Source organism: Methanosarcina sp. UBA289 (assembly GCA_002496565.1).
Taxonomy (GTDB): domain Archaea; phylum Halobacteriota; class Methanosarcinia; order Methanosarcinales; family Methanosarcinaceae; genus Methanosarcina.
The window spans coordinates 34,024-58,122 of sequence record DAKJ01000016.1 but is presented as its reverse complement, the minus strand read 5'-3'; the positions used below and the strand labels follow the sequence as shown (position 1 = coordinate 58,122).

General features: G+C 39.9%; 23 protein-coding genes. 11 read left to right on the top strand and 12 right to left on the bottom strand.

Annotated elements, in window-relative coordinates:
• Positions 1 to 295: 295 nt before the first annotated feature.
• The 7 genes from BP549_RS05820 to trmY form a co-directional block, all read right to left on the bottom strand.
• Positions 296 to 904, bottom strand: coding sequence for a HemK2/MTQ2 family protein methyltransferase (locus tag BP549_RS05820; protein ID WP_292378958.1), 609 nt, complete (start codon positions 902 to 904; stop codon positions 296 to 298).
• A 119-nt stretch (positions 905 to 1,023) separates the two neighbouring features.
• Positions 1,024 to 1,773, bottom strand: a complete 750-nt coding sequence (rsmA, locus tag BP549_RS05815) for a 16S rRNA (adenine(1518)-N(6)/adenine(1519)-N(6))-dimethyltransferase RsmA (protein WP_349682341.1) — start codon at positions 1,771 to 1,773, stop codon at positions 1,024 to 1,026.
• 240 nt (positions 1,774 to 2,013) lie between these two features.
• Positions 2,014 to 2,739, bottom strand: coding sequence for a DUF655 domain-containing protein (locus tag BP549_RS05810; RefSeq protein WP_292372448.1), 726 nt, complete (start codon positions 2,737 to 2,739; stop codon positions 2,014 to 2,016).
• A 349-nt stretch (positions 2,740 to 3,088) separates the two neighbouring features.
• Positions 3,089 to 3,442, bottom strand: a complete 354-nt coding sequence (locus BP549_RS05805) for an RNA polymerase Rpb4 family protein (protein ID WP_292372451.1) — start codon at positions 3,440 to 3,442, stop codon at positions 3,089 to 3,091.
• Between the two features lie 520 nt (positions 3,443 to 3,962).
• Entirely contained in the window at positions 3,963 to 4,256 is a 294-nt protein-coding gene (locus BP549_RS05800; protein WP_292372453.1) for a 50S ribosomal protein L21e, read from the bottom strand.
• A 148-nt stretch (positions 4,257 to 4,404) separates the two neighbouring features.
• A complete protein-coding gene (locus tag BP549_RS05795; RefSeq protein WP_292378955.1) occupies positions 4,405 to 5,700 on the bottom strand; it encodes a tRNA pseudouridine(54/55) synthase Pus10 in 1,296 nt (431 codons plus the stop codon).
• A 339-nt stretch (positions 5,701 to 6,039) separates the two neighbouring features.
• Positions 6,040 to 6,660: a tRNA (pseudouridine(54)-N(1))-methyltransferase TrmY gene (trmY, locus tag BP549_RS05790; RefSeq protein WP_292378953.1), complete on the bottom strand. Its 621-nt coding sequence runs from the start codon at positions 6,658 to 6,660 to the stop codon at positions 6,040 to 6,042.
• 233 nt (positions 6,661 to 6,893) lie between these two features.
• Between trmY and BP549_RS05785 the strand changes: the two genes are divergently transcribed.
• The 7 genes from BP549_RS05785 (at position 6,894) to BP549_RS05755 (ending at position 14,227) form a co-directional block, all read left to right on the top strand.
• Positions 6,894 to 7,553, top strand: a complete 660-nt coding sequence (locus BP549_RS05785; protein ID WP_292378951.1) for a metallophosphoesterase — start codon at positions 6,894 to 6,896, stop codon at positions 7,551 to 7,553.
• A gap of 525 nt (positions 7,554 to 8,078) precedes the next feature.
• On the top strand, positions 8,079 to 9,311 hold the full coding sequence (locus BP549_RS05780; protein ID WP_292378947.1) for an MgtC/SapB family protein: 1,233 nt from the start codon (positions 8,079 to 8,081) through the stop codon (positions 9,309 to 9,311).
• A 555-nt stretch (positions 9,312 to 9,866) separates the two neighbouring features.
• Positions 9,867 to 10,427: a hypothetical protein gene (locus BP549_RS05775; RefSeq protein WP_292378945.1), complete on the top strand. Its 561-nt coding sequence runs from the start codon at positions 9,867 to 9,869 to the stop codon at positions 10,425 to 10,427.
• Positions 10,428 to 10,875: 448 nt separating this feature from the next.
• Positions 10,876 to 11,541 carry a cell surface lipoprotein gene (locus BP549_RS05770; RefSeq protein WP_292372459.1) on the top strand — a complete coding sequence of 222 codons (666 nt, stop codon included), beginning with the start codon at positions 10,876 to 10,878 and terminating at the stop codon, positions 11,539 to 11,541.
• A 24-nt stretch (positions 11,542 to 11,565) separates the two neighbouring features.
• Positions 11,566 to 12,732, top strand: coding sequence for a tRNA (guanine(10)-N(2))-dimethyltransferase (locus BP549_RS05765; protein WP_292378942.1), 1,167 nt, complete (start codon positions 11,566 to 11,568; stop codon positions 12,730 to 12,732).
• A 134-nt stretch (positions 12,733 to 12,866) separates the two neighbouring features.
• Positions 12,867 to 13,475 (top strand): MarR family winged helix-turn-helix transcriptional regulator, encoded by a 609-nt coding sequence (locus BP549_RS05760; RefSeq protein WP_292378939.1) that lies wholly within the window; start codon positions 12,867 to 12,869, stop codon positions 13,473 to 13,475.
• 56 nt (positions 13,476 to 13,531) lie between these two features.
• The gene (locus BP549_RS05755) at positions 13,532 to 14,227 is read left to right on the top strand and encodes a DUF2110 family protein (RefSeq protein ID WP_292378937.1); all 696 of its coding nucleotides are present in this window, start codon (positions 13,532 to 13,534) and stop codon (positions 14,225 to 14,227) included.
• A 152-nt stretch (positions 14,228 to 14,379) separates the two neighbouring features.
• Here the strand turns inward: BP549_RS05755 and BP549_RS05750 are convergent, their stop codons facing one another.
• A complete protein-coding gene (locus BP549_RS05750) occupies positions 14,380 to 15,117 on the bottom strand; it encodes a V4R domain-containing protein (RefSeq protein WP_292378935.1) in 738 nt (245 codons plus the stop codon).
• A 436-nt stretch (positions 15,118 to 15,553) separates the two neighbouring features.
• Between BP549_RS05750 and BP549_RS05745 the strand changes: the two genes are divergently transcribed.
• A complete protein-coding gene (locus BP549_RS05745; RefSeq protein ID WP_292378932.1) occupies positions 15,554 to 16,306 on the top strand; it encodes a PspA/IM30 family protein in 753 nt (250 codons plus the stop codon).
• 3 nt (positions 16,307 to 16,309) lie between these two features.
• The gene (gene pspAA, locus BP549_RS05740) at positions 16,310 to 16,588 is read left to right on the top strand and encodes a PspA-associated protein PspAA (protein WP_292372469.1); all 279 of its coding nucleotides are present in this window, start codon (positions 16,310 to 16,312) and stop codon (positions 16,586 to 16,588) included.
• A gap of 111 nt (positions 16,589 to 16,699) precedes the next feature.
• On the opposite strand, the gene BP549_RS05735 is transcribed toward pspAA, so the two are convergent.
• On the bottom strand, positions 16,700 to 17,149 hold the full coding sequence (locus tag BP549_RS05735; RefSeq protein WP_292378929.1) for a universal stress protein: 450 nt from the start codon (positions 17,147 to 17,149) through the stop codon (positions 16,700 to 16,702).
• 377 nt (positions 17,150 to 17,526) lie between these two features.
• Between BP549_RS05735 and BP549_RS05730 the strand changes: the two genes are divergently transcribed.
• Positions 17,527 to 18,069 carry a hypothetical protein gene (locus BP549_RS05730; protein WP_292378924.1) on the top strand — a complete coding sequence of 181 codons (543 nt, stop codon included), beginning with the start codon at positions 17,527 to 17,529 and terminating at the stop codon, positions 18,067 to 18,069.
• Between the two features lie 301 nt (positions 18,070 to 18,370).
• Here BP549_RS05730 and BP549_RS05725 read toward each other — a convergent pair whose 3' ends face one another.
• From BP549_RS05725 to BP549_RS05715, 3 genes are all read right to left on the bottom strand, one after another.
• Positions 18,371 to 18,970, bottom strand: a complete 600-nt coding sequence (locus tag BP549_RS05725) for a thiamine-phosphate synthase family protein (RefSeq protein WP_292378921.1) — start codon at positions 18,968 to 18,970, stop codon at positions 18,371 to 18,373.
• A gap of 341 nt (positions 18,971 to 19,311) precedes the next feature.
• Positions 19,312 to 19,443 carry a hypothetical protein gene (locus tag BP549_RS05720; RefSeq protein WP_292378919.1) on the bottom strand — a complete coding sequence of 44 codons (132 nt, stop codon included), beginning with the start codon at positions 19,441 to 19,443 and terminating at the stop codon, positions 19,312 to 19,314.
• A gap of 95 nt (positions 19,444 to 19,538) precedes the next feature.
• Positions 19,539 to 22,139 carry a PGF-pre-PGF domain-containing protein gene (locus BP549_RS05715; protein ID WP_292378917.1) on the bottom strand — a complete coding sequence of 867 codons (2,601 nt, stop codon included), beginning with the start codon at positions 22,137 to 22,139 and terminating at the stop codon, positions 19,539 to 19,541.
• Positions 22,140 to 22,508: 369 nt separating this feature from the next.
• Between BP549_RS05715 and BP549_RS05710 the strand changes: the two genes are divergently transcribed.
• A complete protein-coding gene (locus tag BP549_RS05710; RefSeq protein ID WP_292378914.1) occupies positions 22,509 to 23,492 on the top strand; it encodes a hypothetical protein in 984 nt (327 codons plus the stop codon).
• Positions 23,493 to 24,099 lie beyond the last annotated feature (607 nt).

The window sequence follows — 24,099 nt, the reverse complement described above, 5'->3', positions numbered from 1 at the left end:
GTTTCTCTTCAAAAAGTTACACTGCTTTGCTTCTGGTTTAAGCGACGCTGGTATTATTCCTCCTTTCAAGTATTTTCAATGAATTGAAGGTATAACCACCTGCATGGAATAAGGAGAGTTACTTTAGCATTTACTGCTTCTGAATTCCAAAATTTTGAACAATTTTTACTACTATTTTACTATTTTTAAGATTTACTCTGTAGTTTCATATTCTAAGTTTTGAACTCATGGAGATGTTTCTTTGAACTCAGTTATTCCATATGATATCGGAATATTAGTTTCAAGATAGACTCGTTCACAAAATTTTTCCTCTAACAACCATTAATTCTTCAAAAGAAACCTTTTTCCTCGCTATAACATCAACTGTAAACCCCAGCTTCTCCATTTTCTCCTTAACGGCTTCCAGCCCGGTAATGGAAGAGATAAGCACAAGAACTTCTCCTCTTGGCTTGAGATAATCCTTTACTTCGTCAAGAAACCGATCCAGGGTCTCTCTCCCACTGATTCCACCGTCAAAAGCGTAATTCAGCCATCCAGGAACTTTTTCTTCCTCTGATGTGGGAAGATAGGGTGGATTAAAGAGAATAAGATCAAAATGAGTTTCAGGATCTCTGGATTTGAGTCCTTTAAAAAGGTCGGTACGGATAACCTCAACACCATTTGTTTTCGCACAGGTAGCGGCATTGGGGTTAATTTCCGTAGCTACCAAACGAATATCTTTCAGGTTTTCAAGGAGTACAGTCGATACAAAACCAGATCCGGTTCCGATTTCAAGGATGCGCATGCCTGCCTTTGCTTCTTTAAGGGCAGCATCGGCAAGTAGAAAAGAATCTTCTGCAGGCTCATAGACTAGATCTATATTCCCTAGCTTTATCCGAGCTTTTCTGTATTCTATTTCAACCATAATTTCGAGTTCTTTGGTGTTCTTAGTTTTTTATTGTCCTTAGTTATTATAATTCTTAGTTTTTTATAATTCTTAATTTTACTATTCTTATTTTTACTATTCATTTCTTTATTGTTCTTTTAAAATTCGTTTTCAATAATTGACTTCTTTAAATCAATTAGCTGATTTGCAACCTTTGCAAGCTCTTCGGGAGTAAGGTTTTCAGCGCGTTTGTTAACCAGATCCTCAGGGAGCTGGGAAATTACTTCTTTAATGTTAGGAATTTTGAGCATATAATTTGTGTTCAGAATTGCATTTCTCAGTTTTTTCCGTCGCTGACTGAAGACGGCGGCCACAAAATCCATAAAGAAAGTCTGGTCTTTGACTTCAAAAGGTGAAGGGCGGGGAACAAGTTTGATAACTGCAGAATCAACCTCGGGTACCGGCTGGAAAGCACTTTTTGGTACTTTCATCAAAATAGAGGCGTCAGCAAAATAACAGGTATCGACTGTAAGACGTGAGTAATCTTTACAGTTAGGCAGGGAAACCATCCGGGCTGCAAACTCGTATTGGTACATCAGAATGCCAAGTTTGAACTTATGGCGAAGGAGCTTGAAAGTTATCTCCGAAGAGATAGAATAAGGAAGGTTTGAGACAACCTTATCAAACTCCGGAAACTCGACTTTTAGGGCATCGCCAGCAATGATCTCAATATTTTCAACCTTATCGAAACGGTCATGCAGGACTCTGACTAGATTAGGATCAAGTTCAATTGCAATTACTTTTTTTGCCTTCCGTGCAAGTTTTTCAGTCAAGTTTCCGACCCCTGCACCGATTTCAAGCACGACATCCTCGGGCCCGAGATCAGCAGAAGTCACTATTCTGTTCAAATAGTCTGCATCGATAAGGAAATGCTGATCAAAAGTGCCTCCTTTTATATTATATTTTTTAAGAAGAGAACGAACCAGAGCTGAAACCTCCTGAGTAAATTGAGTACATTGCTGAGTAAATAGAGTATTTTGAGCTGAAACGAAATTAATGTGAACTAAAATGATTACCAAAAGCTGAAAAACTTAATCTTGAAAGCCTTTTTGGAAAAAATAGAACCGAGAGAGTTAATCTCACTCGGCTTACTGTCGGCGCGGTGGTGTTGTAAACAGCCTGTACTTGATAAAATCATCTTTGAGTTCGTCTTCAATCCTGTGGGCAAGAACTTTGGCTGGATCATGAAGACTTGGTATTCTATCCTTGATATCCTGAAAACTCTTGAATTCTCCTTTTTTGCGCTCATCTATTATAGACCACATGAGTTTTTTGCCTATTCCGGGCAGGAGGTCAAGCATATGCAGGCGGGTAGTGATAGAATGAGCTTCGTTGAAAAACTTTACAAAGCGTGCTTCCTGATACCTGACACAGGCTTCGAGGATAAAAGGCAGCTCGAGATTAGCTCCTGTCGTAAGGTCAGAGTAACCTATTCTTTGTTTTACATGATCAATTTCATCCCGGTCTCCAGACCCTATATAAACTCTTGACTGGATCTGAGGAACTACACCACTTTTGGGGACTAGCTCCATAAGAGTAAATTTTTTATCCCCTACAGCCTGGACAAGAGGTTTCTTCTGGTATGCGGCAGTGTTACCAACTGATTTCCCATAGGGAAGGTAGTCGAGAACCCATGCATACTCCTCTCTTTCCTGTGAGCTTTCCATGGACTTTCCGGGTGGGCGCGGGGCTCTTTCTGATTGCCTATCGAATTGCGGTTTGCCTGTCGGCCGCTTGCCGCTACCATAAGAAGGTTTTTCGGCAGTTGATCTGCCAGCATACGGTCTACCTGATTGCGACTTCTCTACTCTCATCAACACCCATCCTATTAATTAATCTGAAATCCCATGGAAATCTGTATTCAGAATACATATCCTGATATGCCGATGTACTTATATCCGGTTCGGAACCTATCCCGTTAATCGGAATGTCGACTATTCACAAATTCCTGGTATTCTTTCTGTTATTCTATATTCTGTAAAATTCTATAATACCCTAGAACCGGCATCCCCGGACTCACTATTTTCCCTAACCAAAGAGTCCTCTGTTTGAATTAGATCAGGGTACTCCCTGATACTTTAAAGTACTCTAAGTTTCGGATACTTCCCTTATAAATAACAAGATGAAAACTGCTATTTAGCTTATTCCCTTTGCATCTCAGTTTTATTCAATAGCTTCCAGCACGTAATCAAGAATTTGATCTAGCTCTTCATTGCTCAGGGTATATTTTTCTTTAGCATAGATTGATCGGATTTCGTCCCTGGACTGAGGCAGAATATCTGCGATCCTGACCGCGATTGCAGGCCTCATCTTTTCGAGTTCTAACAGTCTGTTAACCAGTTCTCTTGATTTTTCTCCGCTGATCTTTGAGAACTGTTCAGCATGGTGCAGCGCTTTTCTGAATCCGTATCCGACTTCAAGCCCCTTTTCTCTGCGCTCTTCAGCGATCTTTGTAAGTAGTTCTCTGACTTCGGCCAAGGTCAATAATTCTTCACTGAGGACTTCCTTAACTATCATTGGAATACACTCTTTTTGACTTAAAAGCTGTAACTATTTGCCATTCCCTGCTGAGTAATCTTTTCGGATCACTCTTCAATTCTCCAGGAGTTCCTGGCTACAAGCAAGTTTCTGCCTGTCAGTATTCGGAAATCTGATATGGCCTCAGTACCTGTGCACCCTTTTCACAGATAGGCTTTCTCCAGATTGCCGTTACGCACGAAATTCGATCTTATTTCTATAATCTGAAATTGTTCCGAATAATTTTCCTGATCTGGCTCAGGTATATGTCTGACAAACGATATATAATTATAGATATCCCCATACCGGGTAAGATGCCAGATTTTTAAAAGCAGTTTCTTTAAATCCCCCTCTATCCTTCCAGGGGGCATTGAGTTTCTTTCACTTAATTACAGGCCTCTATTTTACAAGTTACCTCTAAGACCCCTGGCAGGAGCCTGAGCCTACGGTAAAAGCCTGCATACTGTGAACTCCGATAAAATGGGGGTTAGGTTGTAAAACCTAACTGCCTGGAAAGGAATTAGTATTTCTGCGGTTTAAGGTGCTGAGGGAGGGAAATAACTTCCTTCATCGCATTTCCGCTGCGGACTTCAAGAATGTATGAGCGACCGCGCTGTCCGAGTATCTTTCCGGTTGAACCCTGGAATTTCGGATTGGGCATACCTTTCTGGACGCTCGGGTCAATGTCAATGTGGACCATTTGCCCTTCTTCGAATTCCTGAATTGCCTTGCTTACAGGGGAAATTCCTCTTTCACGAACTGTCTTCTGTAATTTGTACCTTGTGCAGCGTTTTTCACCGTGGGAGTTTGTCATCGCATGTTCCTCCTTAGAATGCTCGATTAATTTTTCTATAGTATATACAGTTTTCCTCTAGATAAGATGGATATTATTTAAATAAGACGTTCAGTCAGGTAATTTTTTTCTGACTTTGCTTATTAAATAGACCTGATTCAGATTGAGTTTAAATATCGACGTTGACCACATCAAGATCTTCCACAAGTGCAGGAATACCTAAAAGTCCACTTAGACTTGGGTTTGTCCTGCCCTCATCTCCGGAAATAAGTTCTTTTACATACAGCCCGCCTTCGCAGTTTACTGTTATGTAAGCGTAACCTTCGTCTGTCAGTTCGTCAAGCTTAATGCTGTACACATGCCTTTTCCTGACAAGATCAGCCCGCCTGTGAACTACACGCCTTGGAGTCTGTTGGGAAATCTCTATGTCACTCAAAGCCTCAAGGCTGGATTTAAGCTTTTCCTCCGAAACAGGCTCTTTAAATGTAACTTTAAGCTTATAAGTTTTATCCGCCTTTGAGCTTTTCAGGATCTCAATCATACCTTTTTCAGTGAAAGAAAGCTCTCTTACCTCGACTTTTCCGGCAGCTTTCTCATTAATCTTTCGCATAAGCTCTTCAAGGTCTGTGCTGCGCCTTACAGGGGATTTAGCTTCCACCACAAAAGGCCTGCCGCTTCCTAGCATCAGGGCATCGATATCTTCCCTGCCCGAGCCGTGAAAAGCCGTGTCAACTGCCTGGAATGCCTCTATTACGGGCCCTTTTATAAGCTCATCTACGGATTCCTGGTACTGTTTCCCTGTGAAATTGCAGCGTTCACACCCTTTGCCCTTGCACTTCCTGCACGGCCAACGGGTCTGAGGAATTCCCCTGATCAATTTGCGATAGCGTCCGAGAATATACACCGAACGGAGCTGAAGCTCAAGCTTGTTTTTTGTAAGGTCAAGGGTAATTGTAATGTCAGGGTTTTCAAAATCCACATCTTTCTGGACTTTTTCGGCTATCCGCTTGCCTACTTCCCTATTAAGCTCGGTCTTGAGCTGTTCTGCGTATGCAGTTCCAGCCTCAGCCCAGAGCATCTCTTCGTTTTCACTTAGTAGCCCGCTGACTTTTGTGCCCACAAGGAAGTTAGAATATTCAAGGCCCTCGAGGGCTTTTACTGCTTCATCGGCCCATTCATCTAGTTTTTTAAACTGGTCAAGGCAAACCCAGCACTGCTCGTCTTCACCCTCTGTTCCGAGAGCCTTCCTTGCAAACACACTGCAAGGAGCAAGCTCTTTAAGAAGGGAATCATCTTTTTCAGTTTTGTAGATTCGATCCCCTTCCAGGACAAGGGCGAGTTTCAAGGCCTGCCCACGTTCTCTGTTGCTCAGGCCTGTGGATAATTTTGCAAACTGACGGCCCAGACAGTTGTCACATATCGGGCCTTCATGCAAAATATTTTTTGAAATTTCGAGTACATCCATTTTCTTTCACTTTCTTTAAGCTCTTTGTTCGGGAAATATACCTGGGAATGAGTAATCAAATAATAGTAATAATAGTAAATGAAGGAATAAGAGTGAATAACCTGGAATCCAATGTATTTGAATCCAGATGCTTTACTGCAATAATTCGAAAATGCAAATATGCGGAAGAGATAAATTTATGGAAGAAAAATATCCGGGAAGATACTCGGATAAGTTTCTATCCTCATACAGAGAAATGGAATATAACTTTTTGTGTTGAAACAAGGTCAGGAGTTGAATTCCAATCCTTTTGCAACTCAGCTTTAAATTAATTATATCAGTTTTAATTTAAATTCGTTCTCAGTCAGCTTCTCCTGGCACTTCCCCTCTTTTCGCTTCAGCCCTATCCAGTTCATTGTGGATAAGGGTTATGCAGTGATTTGAGTGAAGGGAAAGAGGGCCTACTGAGATGATTTTCGTCCCTGCCTTTAGGATCTGTTCTTCCTCTTCTTCGGTAACTCCTACATGGTCTCCCAGGATGAAGACCGGGTCTCTAATGTCACTTGCAATTTCCCTGATATCCTCTCCATCCTCTCTCAGGTAGAGTAGGGTGCGTCCCTCAAATTTCGAGAGCAGGGAGTCAAGGTCTCCCCTGCGAACCCAGACGCCTGGAGTGGAACGGATATCTTGTTCGCTTGCATCCTTTTGGAGTGCTTTCTGGATAAGTGAGCCGCTGCTTCGCTCGTCCGGGTTGAGATATCTCAGGTGGAGTCCTTCAAATCTGAGGATTTTTCCGGGATCAGGTTCTCCCAGAAGAAGCAGGTGTACGTTTACATCCCTGCGCATTCCGAAAGAGAGAAAAAGGGCAGAACTCACGCAGCGGCAAAGGATATCCATTCTTCCTGCAGAACCTGGAAGGTCATTTAAGGTAAAGTCGCCGCTCGTGTTTGCTTTGTGCCCTATAACTACAATATCGCGCATGGGCACTATATTTACGCAAGGAATATAAAAGATGTACGCAAACCTTTTTAGAAGAAGGTTTATCAAAGACTTTTTTAGAAAAACGTTTTATCAAAAAGCCTTTTTTCTAAAAAGGTTTATCAAATAACTCGATATGACAGCAACTTTTCGAATAATTATGAATAATACTTCTACAGATAAACGTGAATAATAGAACCCTTACTGATAGTTATGAATAACAGGACAGGATAAGGATGAAAATACTGGCTATTTCTGACCCCCATGGGGATTATTCGAAGATAAAGGAAATGATTGAAAAGGCAGGCGATTTTGACCTTGTAGTTATTGTCGGGGATATTACCAATTTCGGGCCCGATGAGAAGGTCGAAGAACTGATGGAAATGTTTGATAGACCTGTACTTGCAATCCCGGGTAATTGCGACTACAGGAGCATCTTAAAAGCTCTTGATGCTTCAAAGGCTACAAACCTGCACGGAAAAGCCGAACAGATAGGAAATATCAGGTTTATAGGACTGGGCGGCTCAAATCCCACTCCTTTCAATTCTCCTTTTGAGCTATCCGAAGAAGAAATTGAAACAGCTCTCGAAGGAATGGTTTGCTCTGCCGAAAATAATGATGGTTGCGATACCATAGTGCTTCTGACTCATGCCCCCCCTTACGGTGCAAGGGATGAACTTCCTTTCGGGCACGTGGGCAGCAAGGCTATCCAGAAATTCCTTGACAGGGTTGACCTGATTGTCTGCGGTCACATCCATGAAGCAAAAGGCCTGGAGCAGGTAGGAAAGACTGTAGTAGTAAATCCAGGCGAAGCCTGTAAAGGTTCTTGCACTCTGATAACTATCGAGGAAAAGAATAAAAACAAACCCATTGAGGTTGAATTTATAGAGATATAAAATCAAAGGTATAAAATACAGAGTCAATACGGCTAAAACCAAATTTCTAATTATTCTTCAATTAGGTTTAGTAAATGTTCTTAGGTGCAGCAGTTGTCTGAAAGAATATTACACAGGCCCTTAACACAATCTTGGCCTTTTTCTCTTTTTAGGGGCTAAATTCATTACCCGGAACATCTTTAATATTAAATTTTGTTTTTCGATATCTAATTCTATTTTAAGTCTCCCCGTTTATTTCACCTTACGAAAGTGAATAACATTACTTACAATTGTTCACCTTTTTACTGGTGTAAAAACAAAGCCCATGTGTTGTGAAAAATGTTTGAGGAACACAAGTCATATGATAAAATGGAGATGCCAAAGCAAATGAACAGATATAGATATAATACTTAAATAAGTTTAATAGAAACTTTAAATAGAGATTTCTTATAACTTGACTCTGCACTTTATATACTGAAAAATTATAGAGGTTGAGCTACGGGCACCATTGAAGAATTCGGTTTCGATCCGGTTTTTCTGGATTTCATGAAAAAGTTGGCCACAGCCTTTCTTATAGGGATCATGGTAGGTATAGAAAGGGAGCATAGAGGTATCGAGCACGAAATTTTCGCCGGTGTAAGAACCTACAGCATAACCTGTATTACAGGTATGTTAACTGCATTTGTAAGTACGGCAACAGGGCAGGGTTTTGTCTATGTGGCCGCGCTCTTTTTCGGAGCAATCTGTTGCATAATCACCTATGCCAAAATATTTCTCTTCAAACGGATTGGGGTTACCAGCCCTATCAGTCTCTTTTTCATTTTTGTTATGGGAGTCCTTGTAGGCTATGACTACGGCATGTTTGCTATTATCTCTTCAATAGTTGTAGCTTTTCTTCTGATCCAGAAACAGCCACTTCACCAGTTTGCAGGAAACCTGACAAAAGAGGAACTTTACAATGCCGTACAGTTCCTTGCCGTGGCTTTTATACTTTATCCGGTGATGCCGGATAGAGAGTTTTTCGGAGTTATAAACTTCAGGTCTGCAATTCTTATCGTAATTCTTGTTTCACTTATCAGTTTTTTAAGTTATGTGCTCCTGAGGATGTTCGGTACAAGGCGCGGGATCTGCTATTCGGGGTTTGTAGGAGGCTTTGTGAACAGTGAAGCTACAACGGCCGCACTTGCAGGTCTCTCAAAACGAGCAGAGGAAATGGCCGATCCTGTGCTTACAGGAATCTTGTTATGTAATATTTCCATGCTCATCAGGAATCTTGTATTAGCCCTGATCGTTGACCCAACTGGCCAGACAACTCTGCGTATGCTTCCTCCCCAAACAGTGATTATCCTTGCTTCCATAGCAATAGCTCTCAGGAATGATAAAAAATTCTGCCCGATAGGTGGAGGAGAACTCAAAATTCAATCTCCTTTTTCGCTTGGACAGGCATTTAAATTCGGTTTTGCTTTTACCATTATTCTCATAATCGGAAGCTTTGCCTATAAAGTTGCAGGAACTGCCGGAATTTACATCACTGCCCTTGGCGCCTTTGTTAGCAGCTCTGGAGTAATTGTATCGGTAACTTTACTTGCAGTAAGTGGAAATATTTCTTATGCAACCGCAGCGAATACTGCAGTGCTTGCAAGCCTGATCAGCACGATTAACAAAATCCTGCTTTCGAAAATCTCCGGCTCTTCCAGCCTTTTCTCTCTTACAAAGAGCACTTTCGGAGTAGTTACAATTCTTGGGGTTCTCTCTCTGCTTTTATGGAATGTTATATGAGCAGGGTCTGACACGGACTTTTATTTTCACTGTATGATATCTTATGCTTGATATTTAGATCTTTTAACTATATTCATAATTTTATTATTGAGGCGATAACAGCGTAATTAATATTTAAATGTATGCCCGTATATATTATTTATAAGTTGAGCTTGAACTGATGAGGAGTATGGAAGCAAATTAAGGGATTTTTAAAAGAGTAATTATTTTTTAAATAATTATAATAAGTAAAAACACATAAGAAGATCAAAAAGTTTATTAAAGCTTTACTAATAGGGTAGAAAGTATCTTAAAAAGTGAAAAACATACTTATACATGAGGATCATTTTAAAAAAGAATACTAAGATTCGAAATTTCCTTAAAGAAAGACTGCAGTATTAAGAGTTACTGGGCCCTCTAAAGGTCAATAAAGATTATATCAAAATCAATAAAGGTAAATAAAGGTCTATAAAATCAAAAAGATTAAGCTTCAAATTGAATATTAGCTTCAAAATTGTATGAGACTTTGATGTATTGATTTCTTAAATTTCACAATCGCAAGATGCGGGGAATAAAATGAAAACAAAGATAATTGTGTTGCTTCTTATATTTGGCGCCGTTTTACTCTCAGGATGCACAGGGGATGAACAGCCCTCAACAGAAGAAAATGCAACCCCTGAGGAAACCGTAACTCCTGTGGAAAACACAACTGTTATAGAAACACCTGGAGAAAATTTAACTGGCGTAGAAACAGAAACCTCGAAAGAAAATGTGACCACTGGAGACATCGGAGCACCTGAAGAAAATATAACTTCGGAAGAAAACAAAACCGAGGAAACAGTAGGGAAAATATCGAGTCCTGATCTAAAAGAGGCTCCATACACTGTAAGATTGATCAATAATAGAGCAAATCCTTCAAGCCTTGAAATAAAGAAAGGAGAGTCTGTTGCCTGGATAAATATGCAGGACAACCCGAAGAGAAACTTTTCCCTTGCAAGCGAAGAGAATCTCTTTGAAGATACAACCCTGATGTACAGGCGCGCTTTCGCATATACTTTCAACGAGACTGGAGACTATCACTTCAATGTGGTCGGCCAGCCCAGAATGAATGTCACAGTTAATGTGGCTGAACCCTGAAAAATAACTTCTGAGAACTGAGAAGTCAAAAATTCAGAGAACGGGCTTACTCAGATACTCTAATTAATTTAATCATCTCAGATGGTTTAAATACAAGAAATATGGATTTTTCAGGAAAAGTCGATGAATTTCCTGGCAAATCTATTTTTTCACATTTTTAAAATAAGGATTTCCCTAGATAAGAATACCTCTATTTTGCATCTTCGGAAATATGCATAGGATTTTCTATGCCTTAAGAACTACAATTTCTTTTCTATACAGTGTATGAAGTAACACTAAAATTAATCCTGTGTTATATCATCATATCAATACTTATTACCCAAAATCCATACCAGTGCTTCAAAAATAACTCCGACTTTAAAGACTGTTCTAAGAAAACATTATTATTTATAAATGACTTATATTAAAATGGAAGGATAAAATGTAGATTAACAATAAGGGGAGGGGATTGGCAACAGCCAAAATAATTTCACTCCTTATAGTCCTGTCAGTATTAATGTCAGGTTGCCTGAGTTCGGAAGACAAGGAGGAAAAGAAGGAAGCAGACCGGGGGGCAGGCGGGAGTTCAGGAGGTTCACAAAGACAAAGAGAAGTGAAAACACCCTTAGGAATGCAGAGGGAAATATCGACATCAGAAGAGACCGATACTGAAGGAGAAAAGTGGACACCGGAAAAAACGGAATTACAAAGAGAAACGATACCACAGGAAGAGCTTGAAACACCGGCAGAAACGGAAACACAGGTAGAATTGAATACGCCGAAAGAAATAAGAATTTCAGATGAGCCTGAGATGAAGCAAACAGAAGCCTGGACTAGAGAAGTGGAACGGACTGGAACCGTCCCATCTAACGGTACCGCACCGACGTCACAGCTTGTAAGGCTTAAAAACTATCTTATGACTCCTTCAAGCCTGGAAATTAATGTTGGAGATACAGTTATATGGAGGAACTATCAGGAATCCAGTGTTCTTGCCCTGACCAGCAGGGAGCACCTTTTCGAGGATCAAAGGCTTGCATATGGAAATACCATGGAGTACATGTTCAATAAGCCCGGAAGTTACAATTTCAGTGTAAAAGGATATCAGAAAATGCAGACGACCATCACTGTAAAATAAGATCCCAAAGTATAGCAGTTTCAAATGACATCTCAAACTATAGTCGAAGGCACAACCAAGGTTTCAGTTCCGGTACCGCCTCCGGACGCAACCTTCCCTCCCTCGGCAGCTCCGGTTTTTTACAATCCGGAGATGGAGCTTAACCGCGATATTAATGTTGCAGCTACGGCTGCATTTGTGGAAAGGCTTCTTTCGAGAAAAGAGCTTCTCAGGGAAGAAGTCCATTATGTGGATGCTTTTTCGGCGTCAGGGATAAGGGGGCTTCGGATTGCAGGCGAGGTCGGGATCCATGCGACCATGAATGACTGGAGTCCTGAAGCGTTTGAACTTATAAAGGAAAATATCAAAATTAACGGGCTTGAGGAACAAACCCTGGCTACCCGCAAGAGTGCAAATGTTCTGCTTCACGAGCAAAAATTCCATATCGTGGACATTGACCCTTTTGGCACTCCTTCGCCCTTCCTAGATGCAGCATCTGCTTCAGTTCGGAATCTGCTGTCGGTTACGGCAACGGATACAGCTCCCTTATGCGGGGCCCACCTGAAAGCCGGGATACGGAAATATGCGGCCGTACCTCTTAACACGGAATATCACAGTGAAATGGGGCTTCGAGTTCTCCTGGGAGCTTGTGCCAGAGAGCTTGCAAAGCATGAAAAAGGAATGGTACCCCTACTTTCCCATGTGACGCGCCACTATGTTCGCACTTATCTCGAAGTTCTTCATGGAACAAAGCAGACTGACAGAACTCTGAAGTCAATGGGCTTCAGCATTTACTGTCCGAAATGTGGGTTTCGAAGCTCTGTATATGGACTTGCAGTACATATCGATAAAGAATGCCCTGCTTGCGGGGCTTTTACACATATTGCAGGCCCTTTGTGGCTTGGGCCATTCAGAGAAAAGGCGTTCTGTGACGAAGTTCTTTCCGAACTTGAAGTGCATCCTTTAAACACAAAAGATAAAGCAAAAAAGTTAATTACTTTCTGCAGGGACGAACTCGATATCCCGATGTTCTATGATCAGCACGTAATCTGTAAAGAACTCGGAGCTTCTGCAACCGGAATAGAAATCCTAATAGAAGCCCTTAGAGCCCATGGATTTGAAGCGTCGAGAACTCATTTCAGCGGGACCTCATTCCGAACCGATGCGCCTATCACAAAAATAAAAGAGATAATCAGGGTGCTTTCAGGATGAATTCCTCTGGTACAAATAGAGATAAAACTACAGGTTAGAAACTCGCAGTATTATTATATAAACCATTAAAGAATACTTAAAGCGCTTTCATTCAGATCCAGAAGTAATCCGCTAAAAAAATCCAATGTGATAATATGTCCGATGAAAATGCAGAAAAGTTATTTTTGCAGGAAAAACCCACTCGTGCACTACTGTTTATAGGCTCGATGGAAAAGACCTATGCATCTATTATTTCTAAAGAGATAGACTCCACCTTTGCCCATACAACAAGGATCCTCGCGAAAATGGAACAGTGCGGACTTATAAAATTCACATTTGAGGGGCGGATAAAATTTGTTGAACTTACGGAGTACGGAAAAGAGGTCGAAGCTGCCCTTAAAGAGTTCATGGATATAATCTCAGAGGAGCCTCCTATTGCCCAGAAAGATGAGTCTCAAGAGAAAGGTCCAGAAGCTAGAGATGAGGAAGATATAGAACCTGAACAGGCAGAAGAGCTTGACCCCCTGAGTGCCGAAATTCTTGAGAAGATCAAAAAGCTCAGAAGTAAAATCGAAAATATCCATAAGGGCGCAATAGAGCAGGGAGATAGCAGAGATACGATTTCCCGGAAACTTGGTCCCTACAGTAGGGACATTAAAAGACTCCAGAACCAGATCGAAAGGGCAGAAAGCCCAGTTAGTGAGACTGTTACCTCAGCCCTGGAAGAAAGTGAAGAGCTTCTGGAAGCTTACCTCAGGAGTTGAGGAATTATTCAATTCCCGGTAAAAACAAAGCAGAAGAGAGAATTGGTAGGAAGAATATGATAAAAGTTATAACCCTCCAGCATATTTACGGAAAGAACCGGGAAAGGATGGCTGGGCTTTTGAAAACCCTGGTTGAGAATGAATTCAAAGACCTTGAAGTAAAAGTTGAGATCTCGATTACTCCTGAAAACTGGGCCGAATATACTCTTGAAGGCGAGGATGAGGAAGTGTCTGCAAATTTGCTGACCTCCAGATATGGGACGCCTGCAAAAAAAGCTGAACCTGGAAAGGTGTACATTGGTTTTCTCCAGGCTTTCGGAGAGGACGCTTTTCTTGTCAATATCGGGGTGCCTGTAAGGGTTGAAGCCGAGGAGCTGAAAGCTCTGGGCAGCGGAAAGCCAAAGCAGCTTGCTTCGAGATTCGGTCTTATACCACATTTGCCGGTTGAAGTAGAGATCATTCAAGCTAATAAGAATGTAAAGGCTCGTTTCACCAAAAAACAGCTTGATATCTGGTGGAATTGGAAAAAGGCAGCTACTGATAGGGTAACTGTTAACGGAGCAACCCGCTCGGAAATCAAAAGCGCTATTAAAAAAACAGGCCATGGAAGGGACATTTACGAAATCGAACGACTTGGACTGCTGGAACATGCAATCGTGTGTCAGGAAAAAACCGATGGCCCTGGAATAGTTGCAGCAATAGGACCTCGCCTTAAATCCGAAATGGGAGTCATAATTGGAGATGCTCGCTGACAGATGTGCTTCATGTAAAAATAAACTGAAACCTGAAAAAGAGCTGACCTTTATATAATTTTATAAGCCAGTTGGTTTGAGAACAGGGCGCAGCTTAAAGCCAGATTTATTAATAATATTCGTATGTAATACCATCAGTATAAAAAAGGAATTCATATTGTTATCTTAAAAAGGCAATGTTCGTGCCCTGACCCGTAACACTCGGTCTCTGTAACTCTGTACTCCTTCTTGAGCTTTTCTCTAAGAATTCCCTCAATAATACCTTCTCTTAAGGTACAGAAGGGTTGTCCTGTGACAGGCATTGAACTGGCTTTGAAATCGTCTTCAATCTGAAGACCAGGGAGATCTACGAGCAAGTTAACACAACATTTCCCCTGGAATTCCAGGAAATCCCCGATTTCCTTCAAGAGTTCCTCAAAGGTCTCGGATTCAAAAATAGGGGAAATAGATCTTCCAAGATCGTTTCCTATCGTTTTTACAACCGGGGCATTGTCAATTCCGTATGCTTCAAAACCAAAGTAAAGAGCATGGAGAAGGATTTCTGCAAAGCAGAACCTATCATTTCTACATGCTGGAGCCTTTTCAAGCAAACTCCTATAATGCTCAATGAAAGGTTCCTGAGAGCAGCCCATGTAACGTGAAGTAAAAGAATAAATCTTTCGGCGGCGGTCTCTTGGGTCAAAACTTTCTTCCACAAGTTCACATGACCTGAGGTTGTTGAGATGTACGGAAATAGTTGATTTGGCTTTTGCTGTAAATTTTACGATTTCATCAAATGATTTGGGTTCTTCCCTGAGCAAGTTAAGGATCTGGAGTTTAACAGGACTGCCTATTGCTATCAGCCCTTTTTCATTATAAAAAAATTCTGTTTTACTCTCAGGTTTTGCCATAATATCTTTAGATAAGTTGCATTCAGAATATATAAGTCGTTCGCACAGCAACGAATAATTTCTTATTATATATAATTATAAACATATATATTATTTTATTTAACAAGTAAACTCTGAAAGATAGAAACCTGATACGGAAAATGAAAATTTTGATTTAGAATATAAAATTTTGGTTTGAGTAGATATATAGCAGATATATATTTGATTCAAGAAGGAAATATTTGATTAAGAAAGGAGATTATAGGTAGGTAAAAGAAAGGTGATTATAGGAAATGTAGATAAGCTAATAATATAATTTTAGCAAAGGCAAATAGACAGCAAGGATACCAGAAATACTATATGAGGTACCGGAAGAATTTATAAGGAATAATAACGAAAGCATGATCTTCAGATTTTATTCGGCTTGAGAACTTTAAAAAAACAAAGGGGAAAATACATGGGATTATTCAATAGGATGGAGACAGTATTTAAATCAAAGATGAATAAAGTGCTTAACAGGATGGAAGACCCAAGGGAAACACTGGATTATTCCTATGAGAGGCAGCTCGAACTGCTCCAGAACGTGAAGAGAGGAGTTGCGGAAGTTACAAGCTCAAAAAAGCGCCTCCAGCTCCAGCGTGCAAAACTGGTTCAGAGTACGGACAAGCTTGAAAGTCAGGCAAAGGATGCGGTTGCCGCTGGCAGGGAAGATCTTGCAAGACTTGCCCTTGAGAGAAAAGCCGCCCTTGTGCAGCAGGTAGAAGGGATTGACAGAGAAATTGCAGAACTTGAGAAGCAGCAAGAAAAATTGGTAGCTTCGGAAAAGCGCCTTTCAACGAAAGTGGAGATCTTCAGGACCAAGAAAGAGTCGATTAAAGCCCAGTACTCAGCTGCTGAGGCCCAGGTAAAAATTAATGAATCCGTTTCCGGCATAAGCGAAGAGATGGCAGATGTAGGCCTTGCGCTCGAAAGAGCCGAAAATAAAACCGAAGAGATGAAAGCACGGGCTGAGGCAATTGATGAGCTTATGGAAGCTGGCACACTCGAAGACTTTACAGGCGGCAAGGACGAAATCGATAGGGAACTTGCAAAAATCAGTACCCAGAGCAGTGTAGAATCCGAACTTGCCAGGCTTAAGGCTGAAGCAGGAAAAGAGTCTGAAAAAGCTAAAACCGGGGAAGAAGGTACTGAAGAACGAAAGGGGGTCTGAAGATTGATAATCAGGATTATGGGTGAAGGCCAGTACAGGGTACCTGAAGCTCTCTGTGACGAGCTGAACCAGATTGATAACCGAATTGTGGATCTGGTCGAGGAAGGAAAAGCCGAGGAATTCAGCAGTGAACTTGCGAGATTAATCTTCGAAATAAAGGAAAAAGGAGAGCCTATTGAAGCAGAAGAACTTCTGGAATCCGACATTATAGTACCCCCTGAAGATCTGAGCCTTGAGGAAGCAAAAGACGTGTTTAAAGGCTCAGGGATCTTTGAGGATTGAGGCTGTAATCGATAACAACTAGGAAATAAATCTAGAATAAATCTAAGGATAAACCTTAGAATAATTTCTCAGCATTGTAACTAAGAATTAGCAGGCCTTCAGGGCCTGCTTTCATCGAATAACCATTACTGGAATTCTGGAATGCCTGACGACTTTTTCTGCCACGCTGCCTATCAGGAATTTTTTGATGCCTGTCAGACCCTGTGTACCCATTACTATAAGGTCAATATTGCTTTCCTCTGCATATTCAAGGATCTTATCGGCAGGAATGCCCTTCAGGAATACCGGTTTAACTTTAACCCCGGCTTCTTTTCCCAGTTTTTCTACATTGTCAATTGCATATCTCCCCTTATTTGTAAGACACTCTTCAAATCCTTCGCTCCAGCCCTTAACCGTCCGTGTAGTTACTGCATGCTGAGTTGAAATTACATAAAGGGCCTGCACTTCAGCACCTGCTACCTTTGCGAGATCCATTCCATAAGAAGCCGCTCTTTCTGCATTCTTCGAGCCGTCGGTTGCAATCAAAATTCCTTTGAAAATACTTTCTTCCGTTCTATCCACCCCCTTTTATAATACGATAAAGGCATGTCCTTATTTCCATTTTTACACATATTACCTTTATTCTTTTAATTAAAAACATGACTATAATATTAAAACCTATATTCAAACCTGCAATATCAAAAGGGAGCACTTGATGCAAAATACTTTATTGTACCTAGAATCTCACAAGTTCTGTATAAAAATGGCTGTTAACTAGACTTATTAAATATACTCTAAGGTATATACCTAAAATTTAAATCAGAGACTTTATCTAATAGTTAATATTATTTGATAAGTATATTCTAAAGTATAACCTTGAAATTTAAATGAGAGTTTTTAAAAGTGGATAACTATCTTGAACATATAGAATTTAAATCCTGAAATTAAGGTGGTAGGTTTTGTTAAAAAAACGAATTTTAATTATTCTACTTATTATAGCGGCATTTCTTAGCCTTGGTTGCACCGATAAAGAGGGAACGAATTTCTCGGTTTCAAATAATGAGACTGAAATAACTGTTAGTCTTCCGGAATCAGGTGAAGGGAGCTGGTGCCCTGTAGGTTCTCAGATTCAGGTCAAAGACCCGGCTACCGGAAAAATCCTGAATTTGACAATTACTGGAACCGAAAAATTTGAAAACGAAACTCTCTGTAAAGCCTATATAGAAACCGGCACTGAAGGAAATACCTCCAGATTTGAGTACATGTGGTCTGAAGATAAGAATACTACGATCTGGACAAAATACAGCAAGGATGGAAACCTCTCTGTGAAATTTATCGATGTGAATGGAAAAAAGACAATAGTTGATGGAGCAGGAAGGACTCTTGCAAAATACAGCAAGGGTGGAAATCTCTCTGTGAGATTTATCGATGTGAATGGAAAAAAGACAATAGTTGATGGAGCGGGAAGGACTCTTGAGTTTGGAAACTTGGGAGAGGTCTGAAAACAAATATTTTTTCAGGATTGTCATATTGGTGCGCGTTACGTCAACATGTGGTATGCTAACACAGTACATTATAAATACTCTAAAATTCTATCTAATATCGTGTAAAAGCGAACAAACCTTACATTTCAAAACGGATTTCAAAGCCGGCATCATCACCTCCAGGATGCCGGTTTATATTGAAGAGCCGAAAAATCGGTTTCCTTCACTCCACGGGAGGAGAGGGGTTTTACAATCCTTTCCCCGCTCCTCCTTACTACATATATCAGTTCCATTTTTTTATCTGATGGACTTTTCGCTTTTATCTCGTTTTTTGTCCTGACGAATGGTAAGTTCTGGCAAGCTCACAAATTTGTTCCGCAACCTCTAGAGGGTCTTTCCCTACAAGAATACTCACAGGCTCTTTTCCAACCGCACTTGTTTCATAGAAGATTCTGGGCATCTTTCCCCCAGCGCCCCGAATAGCTTCCTCGACAGTCCAAGAAATCGCTTCTCCTTCCGTATCCTTCAGATTCTCAGGCTCAAAGCTCCGATCTACAACTGAAAAATTCCATCCTCTTTCTTTACAGTAAGCCATCAGAAACTCGGCAATTTCTGGGTTATTTGAAAAATCTATAATAGATCTTATTTCAGGGTCTTTTTTCCGAATTTCTAGCAGAAGGTGTGCCATATAGCCAGAAGCCCCAAATTTTATTCTTCCGATAGCTTTCGGAAACCCATCAGCTACGGAAATCCTCCCATCGACTGCAAGAACATCTTCAGGAGTGGTTGCCTCTTTTGATGCATAAACAAAATTCGTTCGAACTTCGGGAATCAAAGCTGAGAATTCCGCACAATCTTCTATTTGTTCAAGCCCCAGATATAAACGCCCTATCATGTCTATCTTTTCGTTGAGATCCATAATATCACGGCTCCCCATCCAGTTTGTCTTATGATATCTCTTCCGCACTTGTACATTTGGACTGCAACCAGTCGGACAATAGTATATAAAGCAAATTACAGGAAATTAGTATTCATAAATTTATATTTAATTAAATATAATTATCTATAGCTTAATTGAGAGAAGTACAACTGTTTTTAAAAAGCACAACTTACTTGAAAAAATCTCGGGGTGAAAACCCCAAAAACCTTAATTTAGGCTGTAATTAATCAAATTGTTCAGAAAATCATATTTTCTACAAACATGATTATACAAAAAACTTTTTTGCTCTGAAGAATATTTTCTGCTCAGAAGAGTCTTTCTTACTCAAATGATAGAACCTGATTTGCAGGTCTTTTTATGTCATAAAGGCTCTGGCGTGAATCAAGGAATAAAAGCGTTCCATCAGAATCTTTTCTTCTTTCAGCCTGTTTATCGCATATCTTACTGTGCATGAAGGAAATATTGTTTCACGAATTATATCTTTGTCATCTGCCCTTCTGCCAGATTTGATCAGGGACCTTAAATTACCTACGCAATTAACTTCTTTTTATCTTCTTTTGTATAAGAATAAGCTAAGTAGACAGAAGATACAGGAAGTTATTTCAAAACCAGATGTCTTTGTGTTTTCTATTCCAGATGTGCTTGAGCTTTGTTTTTGCTCAGGTGTTTGTTCAACGGTTGTGATCTTACTTCCAGTGGTAGTTTTATTCTGAGTACTATCAACATCTGAATGTGTTTTGTTCTCAGTCAAAGGCTGTGCTTTAGTCACATTTGCTTTAGTCTTACCTGTTATTACAAAAGGAGAGAATTCTGGGGTTTTTGCTGTGAAATACAGGTATTTATCATCTTCTCCTGACTGGTTAGTTGAAAGCTGATTCCATTTTTTGTCACTGAACCTGCTCAGAACGATTGAAGACTTATCGATCTTTTTATCCTGTATCCAAGCTTTCTCAACCTTAAAGCATACTAAAGGATTTTCGATATTGCTTGGAGTTGCAAAACCATTGCTTCCAACCCAGAGGTTGAAGTACTTATATACCTCGCCTGAGTCAAATTCTGAAACCAGAGTTGATTTCCCTTTGAGCTGTTCGGCAATAGCCGTGGTCTTACCTGCGGTCCTCTTTGCATCAAAGCTGACATATACAACACAGGTTGCGTTCTTAGTGAAATCAAACTTGACAGGCTTTCCGTTTGAAACCTGTGCCTGTGAAAGTTCCTTGACTTCAACATTTCTTGCAGGCTCAGGGGAACCACCAGCCCCACCACCGCCACTGCTTCTGCCACTACTACTTCCACCTTTATTTCCATTGCTTTCATCACTTGAACGGCTTTTTTCAAGCACATATATCATAGTAGTTTTTGAGGTAGTCCCGTTTTCGTTACTCACTGTAAGATTTACGGAATAGTTTTCTGCAGAGGAATAGATATGCATTGGATTCTGCTCGGTTGAAGTATTTGCGTCTCCAAAGTCCCAGCTTCTAGATTCTGCATTTTGAGAAAGGTCAGTAAACTGAATAGAAAGGGGGCTATAACCCTGGGTAACATTGCTACTGAAGTTTGCAACCGGAGCATTTGGATCAGTAACAACTATGTAATCCGGCTTTGTCGTCGTATTGTTCCCTATAATGTTTCCCACAGTCAGACTGATTGTATAATTTCCTGGTTTCGTAAATGTGTGAATAGTAGCCGAATCTTTTGAATTGGTACCATCGCCGAAATCCCAATACCAGGATGTAGGTTCTTCGACTTTACTTGTAGCTCCGCCTTTACTTGTAGCAGCGAATAACACCGTTAGAGGTGCTGTTCCAGAGGTTACATTAGTAGAAAAATCTGCCACTGGTGGCTGTGGGGGAGTTACAGTAATATAATTCGGTTTCCTCACCGTACTATTGCCTGCCTCATTTGCCACTATTAAAGTAACGTTATACACCCCTGGATTCGTAAAAGTGTGGGTTGCATTCGTGGCGTGTTTTGAATTGGCATCATCACCGAAATCCCAATACCAGGAATTTGGTACTCCACCAGTGCTAAGATCAGTGAATCGCACAACTAAAGGCACAGTTCCATAAGTTGTATTTGCAGTAAATGCAGCTACAGGTGGCAAGGTGTTTGTGACAGAAAGATCACAGATATAGATGCCAGTATCATTAACCCCACCATAACTACTGCCTATTCCCCATACGAGAGTATCATTGTAGATATCAGGTGTTGTGTAAGTCCCTCTTGGATAAATATAGACTGGAGTGCTTTTTACTGAAGGAATGTCATAAACGTATACACCCGCATAACCAAATTGGTCGTCACCAGATTTTGAATATACAATTTTGTCCCCATTTATATTAATATGAGTACCGGTGTCATCTCCAGCATCAACGACATCATACCCATACTCGTTGACGATGGACAAAGTATTGCCTGTATTATCACTGGTAACATCAATAGTTTTTTTAGTAACAAGGTCATACATTTGGATGTATCCATCCCTGGAATAGAAGTCTGACCATATCACTTTATTACCGTATATATAGGGACTAAATACCTGACTAGAAGAGTGTATATCTATAGTTTCTTTAGTATTAATATCGTAAACAGCTATGATTCTTCCATCTTCACCCTCATAACCGTATGTAATCTTGGTATCGTATATATCAGGACTATTACCCTCCGTAATTTTAGTCTGTGTAGAAGTCGATATATCCCGCATATATACATTATAATTATAACTTGATTCATTGTAATTTGCACTCCAAACGATTCTATTGCCGTAAATAGCAGGAATACTGTAGTTGTCCACATCTTTTGTAATATAAGACCGAGCACCCGAAGGTATGTCATAAACTGTAAGTCTTGGCACTCCACTGCTTTCATCATGCCACACTAATTTGTTGCCGTAAATAGCTGGATGAGATGCTGCAGAAGAGCTAACTGTAGTGTCTGTTTTCGAGGTCAAATCATAAACATGAATAACGCCACTGTCTGTCCATACAACTGTGTCACCATAAATAGCAGGATCAGATCCATTACCAATTCTCATCACCTGTGTCGCTACCTGTGATGCTGACGCCACGGATGAAATTAAAGTTAAAAACATAAAAACTAAGGCTATTGAAGCTAAAGTTATCGAATTCAACTTTACCCAATTTTTCATTTATTTTCCTTCACCACCATACATTTAAAAAATATTAATACTTGGTACACCCTAATATTTTTTAAATATTCTCTTTGAATTTAACCTGTAATTAGCTGGATACTCGAAGGTTGGATATTTGCAGTATAACAATAATTTAGAGTTGTCAAAAACACAACTATAATTCAACTAAAAATGAAAAAAACAATCAGTAACTGATAGTTGAAATGAAATAATTACAAATAATGCCTGCCTAATATAGAGCCTATCCGGAGAGCAATAATGAGATGCTAAAAAGTAAGCAGTTTCTCATATCCGTTTTTAGTTCCCTTTCCCCCATATTGCTAATGAGCAGCAATATTGATGTAGTTTTCCAGTGTTACATCCTTTATGGGGATTAATGTGGGGAACAAAATAATACATCTATCACTTGCTTTGATTTTTCTCATAAGCTTTACATCAATAGCAAGCGCTGGCAAAGAGACTATGATCGTAGGTTGGAGACTAACATTGAGCCCATCGATCTACGGCAACATTATTACATGGTCTGATACTCTTGGTAACGGAGTTTTCATGTATAACCTGACTACCGGAAACATAACATGGATAGGACATGCGGATGATAGCCCATCCATTCAGGGAGATAAAATTACATGGCTGGACAATGGAAACATAACTGTGTATAACATTTCCACTGGCAAAAAAATTGAAATCGTTAACGCAAGCGCACCAGCGATCTATGGTGATAATCTTGTATATGTAAGATCAAAATCCGTTGACGGTCAGCCTACCTATTATCAAAATGATATGTATAACAGTTTGTATTTATACAATCTCAGCACCAATGAAGAAACTCAGCTAACTCCGTATGAGCATGCTCAATTTGGTCCTTCTATTTACGGGAATAAGATTGTATGGGGACGGGCAAATCAGGTAAATTCAAGCGAATGGAGTACAAACATTTCCATATACGACATACCCACAAAAAGAGTAAGTGACATCAGCCGAACTGGTACAGCAGCGGGAGGTAAAATTTACGGAAACATTGTCGTGTGGGTAGAACAAAAAAATGAATCATGGGATATCTACATGCGAGATATTGCCAAACATGAAACACGCCAAGTCACTTTTGATGGCAATTCGACCAGTCCGGATATATATGGTGATAGAATAATTTGGGAAAAACAATACTGGGTAGGAAATAACTTGTCGAATGGCATTTATATGTACAATATCTCAACTAATGAGACAGCTTATATTATGTCTGCAAGTTATTCTGCGATTTATGACGATAAAATAGTATACATCCGCTCAGGCAATGATACCGAAGACCAGGAAGATGATTATATATACTTGTATAATCTTTCAGCTTGAAATTCTGAGGCGAAAGCCTCTTTTCTTTATAGGAAGAAGTATAAAACTAGAGGGTCCTGGATAAATTGCAGTTGCAACATTTCTCATTTTTTTCCTCTGGTTGTTTCATAACATCCGGTTGATTTATCTGCAAAATGAATTTAGTACTTTCTAGTGGTTTTTGTTCCTTAACTCGATGAGTTCACCGGAGTACATTTGCTCTAAATTATGAAAACGTAAATATTCGGTACATTAAATGCTAAAGCTCCGGCAGAGATATTGTTTTATGTATATACTGATAATTCATATAGTAATATATTAAAGGTGTTTTAAATGTGTTGTTCCTATCTTATAACAGTGAACCCCAATTCCGATAATGAATTCTATACATGCGACGTTTCCCCGAAAAAGGGTAAGTTGCCTGCCGAAGTGATATGGAAGTTGCCTTGATTAAATATATATTTTATAAATTTATTTAGATAAAAGTTAATTTTTTTGTATGCAAATGTATGATTTTAACAGTACACATTTTAGAGAATTGCTTTGGCCTAAATTAATTTTACTTTTATAATGATTTTTTTAATAAAAGGCTTAATTTTTTATGTGTTGCTGCAAAATAACAAAAAGT

What these genes read in the sequence shown, in the direction of transcription:
- BP549_RS05820 (WP_292378958.1), bottom strand. Translation starts at nt 904, where the DNA reads ATGGTTGAAATAGAATACAGAAAAGCTCGGATAAAGCTAGGGAATATA.
- BP549_RS05810 (WP_292372448.1), bottom strand. Translation starts at nt 2,739, where the DNA reads ATGAGAGTAGAGAAGTCGCAATCAGGTAGACCGTATGCTGGCAGATCA.
- BP549_RS05805 (WP_292372451.1), bottom strand. Translation starts at nt 3,442, where the DNA reads ATGATAGTTAAGGAAGTCCTCAGTGAAGAATTATTGACCTTGGCCGAA.
- BP549_RS05800 (WP_292372453.1), bottom strand. Translation starts at nt 4,256, where the DNA reads ATGACAAACTCCCACGGTGAAAAACGCTGCACAAGGTACAAATTACAG.
- BP549_RS05795 (WP_292378955.1), bottom strand. Translation starts at nt 5,700, where the DNA reads ATGGATGTACTCGAAATTTCAAAAAATATTTTGCATGAAGGCCCGATA.
- trmY (WP_292378953.1), bottom strand. Translation starts at nt 6,660, where the DNA reads ATGCGCGATATTGTAGTTATAGGGCACAAAGCAAACACGAGCGGCGAC.
- BP549_RS05785 (WP_292378951.1), top strand. Translation starts at nt 6,894, where the DNA reads ATGAAAATACTGGCTATTTCTGACCCCCATGGGGATTATTCGAAGATA.
- BP549_RS05780 (WP_292378947.1), top strand. Translation starts at nt 8,079, where the DNA reads ATGAAAAAGTTGGCCACAGCCTTTCTTATAGGGATCATGGTAGGTATA.
- BP549_RS05775 (WP_292378945.1), top strand. Translation starts at nt 9,867, where the DNA reads ATGAAAACAAAGATAATTGTGTTGCTTCTTATATTTGGCGCCGTTTTA.
- BP549_RS05765 (WP_292378942.1), top strand. Translation starts at nt 11,566, where the DNA reads ATGACATCTCAAACTATAGTCGAAGGCACAACCAAGGTTTCAGTTCCG.
- BP549_RS05760 (WP_292378939.1), top strand. Translation starts at nt 12,867, where the DNA reads ATGTCCGATGAAAATGCAGAAAAGTTATTTTTGCAGGAAAAACCCACT.
- BP549_RS05755 (WP_292378937.1), top strand. Translation starts at nt 13,532, where the DNA reads ATGATAAAAGTTATAACCCTCCAGCATATTTACGGAAAGAACCGGGAA.
- BP549_RS05750 (WP_292378935.1), bottom strand. Translation starts at nt 15,117, where the DNA reads ATGGCAAAACCTGAGAGTAAAACAGAATTTTTTTATAATGAAAAAGGG.
- BP549_RS05745 (WP_292378932.1), top strand. Translation starts at nt 15,554, where the DNA reads ATGGGATTATTCAATAGGATGGAGACAGTATTTAAATCAAAGATGAAT.
- BP549_RS05725 (WP_292378921.1), bottom strand. Translation starts at nt 18,970, where the DNA reads ATGGATCTCAACGAAAAGATAGACATGATAGGGCGTTTATATCTGGGG.
- BP549_RS05720 (WP_292378919.1), bottom strand. Translation starts at nt 19,443, where the DNA reads ATGCACAGTAAGATATGCGATAAACAGGCTGAAAGAAGAAAAGATTCT.
- BP549_RS05715 (WP_292378917.1), bottom strand. Translation starts at nt 22,139, where the DNA reads ATGAAAAATTGGGTAAAGTTGAATTCGATAACTTTAGCTTCAATAGCC.
- BP549_RS05710 (WP_292378914.1), top strand. Translation starts at nt 22,509, where the DNA reads ATGGGGATTAATGTGGGGAACAAAATAATACATCTATCACTTGCTTTG.